The sequence below is a fragment of the Oceanispirochaeta sp. genome (assembly GCF_027859075.1).
In the GTDB taxonomy this organism is placed as follows: Bacteria; Spirochaetota; Spirochaetia; order DSM-2461; family DSM-2461; genus Oceanispirochaeta.
The window spans coordinates 1-6,210 of record NZ_JAQIBL010000328.1; the positions used below are offsets into that span (position 1 = coordinate 1).

General features: G+C 45.6%; 5 protein-coding genes and 1 pseudogene. 3 read left to right on the top strand and 3 right to left on the bottom strand.

Annotated features, from left to right (window positions below; translation table 11 throughout):
* Positions 1-93: 93 nt before the first annotated feature.
* Positions 94-528, top strand: a pseudogene (locus tag PF479_RS18610) (zinc-binding dehydrogenase); the annotation flags it as partial.
* The gene (locus PF479_RS18615; RefSeq protein ID WP_298009947.1) at positions 525-2,051 is read left to right on the top strand and encodes an FGGY-family carbohydrate kinase; all 1,527 of its coding nucleotides are present in this window, start codon (positions 525-527) and stop codon (positions 2,049-2,051) included. The pseudogene PF479_RS18610 and the gene PF479_RS18615, both read left to right, overlap by 4 nt.
* A gap of 100 nt (positions 2,052-2,151) precedes the next feature.
* On the opposite strand, the gene PF479_RS18620 is transcribed toward PF479_RS18615, so the two are convergent.
* A complete protein-coding gene (locus tag PF479_RS18620) occupies positions 2,152-3,144 on the bottom strand; it encodes an aldo/keto reductase (RefSeq protein ID WP_298009950.1) in 993 nt (330 codons plus the stop codon).
* 351 nt (positions 3,145-3,495) lie between these two features.
* On the opposite strand from PF479_RS18620, the gene PF479_RS18625 reads away from it, so the two are divergent.
* Entirely contained in the window at positions 3,496-4,818 is a 1,323-nt protein-coding gene (locus PF479_RS18625) for a hypothetical protein (protein ID WP_298009953.1), read from the top strand.
* 76 nt (positions 4,819-4,894) lie between these two features.
* Here the strand turns inward: PF479_RS18625 and PF479_RS18630 are convergent, their stop codons facing one another.
* Positions 4,895-5,596, bottom strand: a complete 702-nt coding sequence (locus PF479_RS18630; protein ID WP_298009956.1) for a 1-acyl-sn-glycerol-3-phosphate acyltransferase — start codon at positions 5,594-5,596, stop codon at positions 4,895-4,897.
* Positions 5,596-6,210: diacylglycerol kinase family protein (locus PF479_RS18635; protein WP_298009958.1), on the bottom strand; the 615-nt coding region annotated here is incomplete at its 5' end. The genes PF479_RS18635 and PF479_RS18630, both read right to left, overlap by 1 nt.

The following is a 6,210-nucleotide window of genomic DNA, read 5'->3' on the forward strand; positions in this document are numbered from 1 at the left end:
GTGGGTCTCAGTTTTGTAAAATTTGCACGACTCAGCGGCCTGAACAAGATCATTTCCATTGATCCTCTGGAGAATTAAAGAGCCAAAGCCCTTGAGATGGGTGCTGACTTTGCAGTGGCTCCAGACAGCCCGGAATTAAAGTCTATATTAGAAAAACAGAAACTGGGATTCGATGTCGTAATCGATGCCGTGGGGCATGAGAATATTATAAATGCCGGGATATCCATGATCAAAATGACCGGGACCATCTGTGTGTACGGGGTTGTGGGATCGCCTGAAATCAATCTGAAAAAAGACAAAGGTCCATACAATTTTAATCTGCTGATTCATCAATGGCCTACAAGGCATGCTGAAGCCTCGGCTCAGGAACCCTTGATAGACTGGATCAGGGAAGGCTTGCTGAATGCAGATGATTTTGTCACAGGAGTGTTTCCGATTGAGCAATTTTCAGAGGCAGTAGAGGCTGTTAAACTGCCCGGTTCAATAAAGACAATGTTGACCTTTGATTCCTGGAGCAGGTCATCATGAAACAATATCTTCTGGCTCATGACCTGGGCACCAGCGGCAATAAAGCCACTCTCTTTTCATTAGAAGGAAAGCTCATAAAGAGTGAAACTTCGGCTTATGAAACCTACTATTCCAATGGAAATTGGGCGGAGCAGGATTCTGAAGACTGGTGGTCTGCTGTTTGTAGCTCTACAAAGAAACTGCTTTTGGGGATTGATCCAAAAGATATAGCCTCGGTCTGTTTCAGCGGCCAGATGATGGGATGCCTCCCTGTGGATAAACAGGGAAAACCTCTTCACAGGCATCTGCTCTATTGTGATCAGAGATCAGTGGAACAGGAGAATATTCTCCTCGAAAAGGTCGGCATGGAGGAAGTGTACAGAATCACGGGACATCGGGCTTCTGCATCATACGGGATCACAAAGCTCAGATGGCTTAAAGATCATCATCCTGAAATCTTCAACCAGACCTGGAAAATGCTGAACGCCAAGGATTATCTGAATTTCAGACTAACCGGCAGGATGGTCACGGATTATAACGATGCCTCTGGAACCAATGCTTTTGATATCACAAGACTGGAATGGTCTGCCCGCATTCTGGATGCCATGGGAATCCCTGAGTCCATGATGCCTGAGGCTGTTCCATCAACGACCGTCATTGGAGAAATCATCGGGGAGGCCTCCCGGGCAACAGGTCTGGCGGTGGGTACTCCCGTTGTGGCCGGTGCCGGAGACGGGGGCTGTGCCACTGTGGGTGCCGGGTGTGTTAAACCCGGAAGGGCCTACAATTATCTGGGCTCTTCTTCCTGGATTGCAACCACAAGCCTGAAGCCGGTTCATGATCCTGCTATGCAGACTTTTACCTGGGTTCATCCTGTTCCGGGATATCTGCAGCCCTGCGGAACCATGCAGACAGCGGGAAGTTCCTACGACTGGATGATCAGAGAATTGGCCCGTGGTGAAAGTATGCAGGCAGAGACAGAAAATAAAAACATCCATCTTCTGCTGGAAGACCTGATGAGTCAATCCTCCGCTGGTTCGAAGGGAGTCCTGTTTCTTCCCTATATGCTGGGAGAAAGAAGTCCCCGATGGAATCCCGATGCAAAGGGTTCTTTTTTGAATTTGAATCTGGAAATTAAGCGTGCCGATATGTTCAGGTCTGTTCTGGAAGGAGTGACCATGAACCTGGATATTATTCTTAAGATTTTTCAGAAAGAACTTCCTATTGAAAATCTGCTTGTCATAGGCGGCGGGGCAAAGGGTCGATTCTGGAATCAGCTGATGGCTGATATCTTTGGTATACCTGTTCATATTCCTATCAATCTTGAAGAAGCAACCAGTATGGGCGCTGCCATTATCGGAGGAGTAGGTTGTGGAGCCTTATCCGGTTTTGATGTTGTTGACAGATTTATTGAAATGGATCGAGTACTGGAGCCTAATAGCGCGAATAGAGGGGTTTATGATTCATCCCGAATTCTCTTTGAAAAAGCTTATTGGGCTGTTGAACCTTTATTCAATGATTTTAATTCTTTGAAAGCCACATGATAACTCCCATAATGCTGATGCAGGTATGCAATTCTTAGTTTAAGAGCCTCCCGAAAGGAGGCTCTTTTCAATATTATCAATGTGTCAGTGAGCAGAAAACTTAACTCTCTATGATGATCTCGGCCCAGGGAGACAGACGTTTCTCGAGTTCCCTGTATTGCTCCTCAGTCAGTGTCCATTCAGATGCTTTTGCATTTTCTGCCGCCTCTGATGCTGTCCGGGCCCCTGAAATTACACTGAGAATGGAAGGTTTATACAAAATCCAATTAATGGCCAGTTCTGCCGGAGCCTTTGACAGTTCCCGGGCAAAATCTATAAAAACCCTGGCTGCCTTGAAATAGGGCCCTGATTCTTCCCCGGATAGACGTGGATTGCCTGAACGTACATCATCCCTGCCAAAGACTTTTGTCTCATCAAATCCTCCTGCCAGGAGTCCCATCATAAGAGGACCAAAGGGGAGTAATGCAATATCAATCTCCCCGACAAGGGGCATGATCTCTTTTTCAGTCCGGTAATCAAGAATATCACCTCTATAGGTGCCTGCATTCCGTTCAAATGCATTATAGAGACCCTGCCAGGTAACGATATCTTCCAGTTCATTTGCCCTGCGGGTATCGGCGGCAGAGAAGTTGCTGACACCTAGCCATCGGACTTTGCCTGCTTTCTTAACAGCACCAAGGGCTTCCATTGTCTCTTCAAGAACCCAGTCGCTGCATGGCCAATGTATCTGCCAAAGATCAATGTGATCTGTATTGAGTCTTTTCAGACTCCTGTCAATTTCATCAATCAGGCTCTGACGGCTTAAGTTTCTGGAAACCTCCCCATTATCATCCCATATAAGACCGCATTTACTGGCAATCAAAACCTCATTACGTCTGTCTTTTAATGCTCTCCCAAGAACTTTTTCTGCATGACCCAAACCGTAAACTGGTGCTGTGTCGAAAAAATTGATACCATTATCTATGGCCTCATGAAGTGCTGATATGGCTGTTTTATCATCCGCTCCACCCTCCCATTGCCCACTTATACCCCAGAGACCAAATCCAACAACACTTGCGTCGACTCCAGTCCCTGGAATTTTACGATATTTCATATAATCTCCTTATCAGTCTCATGGACTAGTAAATATGACGAACAATAACCTGCTGTGCTAAAGGGCTGTTTCGTTCAGTATATCAACTCACAGGCCTATGATGACTTTTTATCAATCTTTCTTATTTTAACGTCCACATAATCAAGAATGATGTTATCATATTCCTATGTAATAATAAAGGTTGTGTAAACTAATTTAATAACAAGATTCACAATATTTTCAAACTTTACAAACCCTGGATATTTATCCTTATATACAAATGTTCCTGAAAGGGATTATTCTGATTCTAGCTGTGACCAACTACGCTAATTAAGATACTGATTAACCGGCAGATATGCATTGGAGATATTTATGAAAGCAAAACTTGTCCCTGTATTTTTTAAGAATGAGAGAACCGACAGGTTTTCATTACAGTTGAATCGCTTGAAATCACTGCTGTCCGAACAGGCTGACTTTCTTCAGGAGCAGCCTTTAGGTCAGACTTTACCAGACTGTGATGCTGTTGTTTTTCCTGAAATCCTGGGAGAAGCCTATCGTTCGGTAGAATCCATTCAGAAGATAGTTCAACCCATTCTGATCATTACATCCGAATTTGCAACCGTCTCCATGTGGGACTGGGAAATCAGCAACTTTCTGAAGGGGAAAGGGGTGCGTACCATCAACCCCTATAGCCTGGAAGAGTCAAAAACGGTCTGTAAAGTGCTTGCAACCAAAAGGAAAATGTCCGAGTCCCGTTTCCTGATTTTTCAGGACAATCCGGGAGAAGGTTTTCAGCCGGAAATCTTTAAATCCTTTTACTGGTGGGAAAAAGAAAGTGACGATACCATCAAAAATAAGTTCGGCACAATCATTGAACGAAGGAGCCTGAAGGCTCTGGGTAAAAAAGCTGCCGCCTTCAGTGACGGGGATGCCGAGAGTGTCTGGAAGAGCTGGGATTACCCCAGGGAAGAAGGTTTTGCTAAAATCCGCGGCCTCAATGCAGCCAGGCTTTACCTCGCAGTCAAAGAGGAGCTGGACAGGGACGATATCATCGGAGTAGGGTCCAACTGTCTCAATGAATCTCATCACTGTACTACTACGCCCTGTCTGACCTGGGACCGGCTGCTGGAAGAAAAAGGACTGCTCTGGGCCTGTGAAGGCGACACCCAGTCTCTTGCCAGCCAATACATGCTCTACAATTCAATCGGAGCTCCTCTGCTTATGACCAATATTTATCCATTCCTGATGGGTAATGCCGCCTTGAAACATGAAAGAATTCCCTCATTCCCCGAAATTGTGGATGATCCTGAAAATCATATCCTTTTGGGGCACTGCGGCTACTTCGGTCTGCTGCCCCGCAGTATGAGTTCAGACTGGATTCTTAGAGCCAAGGCCCTGGCTATCGTCAACGAAAACTCTCATATGTTTGATGCCAGGATGAAAACGGGTGATGTGACCCTGACTCGAATGAACATGGCCATGGATAAACTCCTTTCTGTGAAAGGTGACCTGCGGGGCTATGTTCAGTACGGTGAGCATTCTGATGTAAAAAACGGGGGAATCCTGAGAGTTCCTGATGGACGAAATCTGATGGACAACGTCTATTCCCACCATGTGATCCTCATGGAGGGGGATCATCGGCAGACTCTTGATCTCATTGGTAAAATTATGGATCTTGAGGTTGAGAAACTCTAAAGCTGAGATTTTTTATTATGAGGGGATCATGCTCTCGCTTACCATGGGGTACCCCGATATACAAGAAGAATTCGGATCAATACAGCATGGATTGAATAAGATCCCGAGCCTGGTTTCTAAGATCTTTACTGCTTGATTCCTGCACTTTCTCTGCAGAAATGGCCTGGCTGAAAATGATCTTTATTTTTCCTGGTTTGATAAAAAATGATTCAACTTTTTTTCTCTCATAGAGACCTTTTAGGGCCACCGGGATCATATCTGTTCCGGCATTCCGGGCCAGACGGAAGGGGCCTCTCTGAAAGTTCTGGAGTTCCCCATCTCTGGTTCGGTGGCCCTCCGGAAAAATGATGATGGAGGTTCCCTCCCGAATGATCTGTCCCGCCTTATCCAGGCTTTCCAGGGCTGATTTTGTGTCTTTTTGACTGATTGGAATATTGCCCATCCCTTTTATAATGGATCCCCAGAGGGGCCATGAGAAATGGCTTTCCAGTTCCACTCCTCTGACAAACTGAGGGATATGTCCAAAGAGCAGAACCGGGTCTAAAAGGTTCACATGATTGGAAACAAAAACATAACCCTTTCGGGGGTCCAGATCCGGCCAGCCTTTGACTTCTACCCTGATTCCGAAACTCCGGGGAATCAGGCGGCATAGTCCCTTGATCTGAGACTCGAAAAGACGCTGTTTCCCTATTAGATTTTGTAAAATGATGAGGGTAAGACCGAATGAAAGCAATACAATGGATGAAATATACCCGAAAACTGTTGTCACTCGGTACATCAGCAATACATCCTGATTTTCCCGGGAAGAATTGTGACTTCAATGGGGGTTTTCCCGAAAGTCTCTCCGACAGGTGTCAGCAGCAGGGACTTTTCCGACTTTAAGGTTATCTTCTTTGCTGTCAGGCATTCAACGGCTTCATTCTGGATATGGGTTCCTTTGAAAATGGTGGGGAAAAGCTTTAATATTTTTCCTCTGGATATTTTGTTCAGGAGGATAATATCCAGTAAACCGTCATCAATCCGGGCATCCGGGGCCATCATCATATCCCCACCGGTGAATCGGGAATTGCATATTTCTGTAAAGACGGCGTTTCTCTTGATGCTCCGGCCGTCGATCTCCATCTCGATGGAAGTCGATTTTAGAACCATCAACTCTTCCAGAACCGCGAATATATAACTGAGAGCTCCCAGCATCTTATACTTTTTGGCTCTATAGGCGACATTGGAGACAAAACCGGTGCCCAGGAGGTTGGCAAAGTAGTGCTGTCCCTCACTGTAGCTGAAATGGCCCAGGTCTACACCTTTGGTATTCCCTGCAATTATCTTTTTCAGGGCATCATCCACCGTTTCAATTCCCAGGTCTTTGATAAAAGAATTTCCTGTTCCCACAGG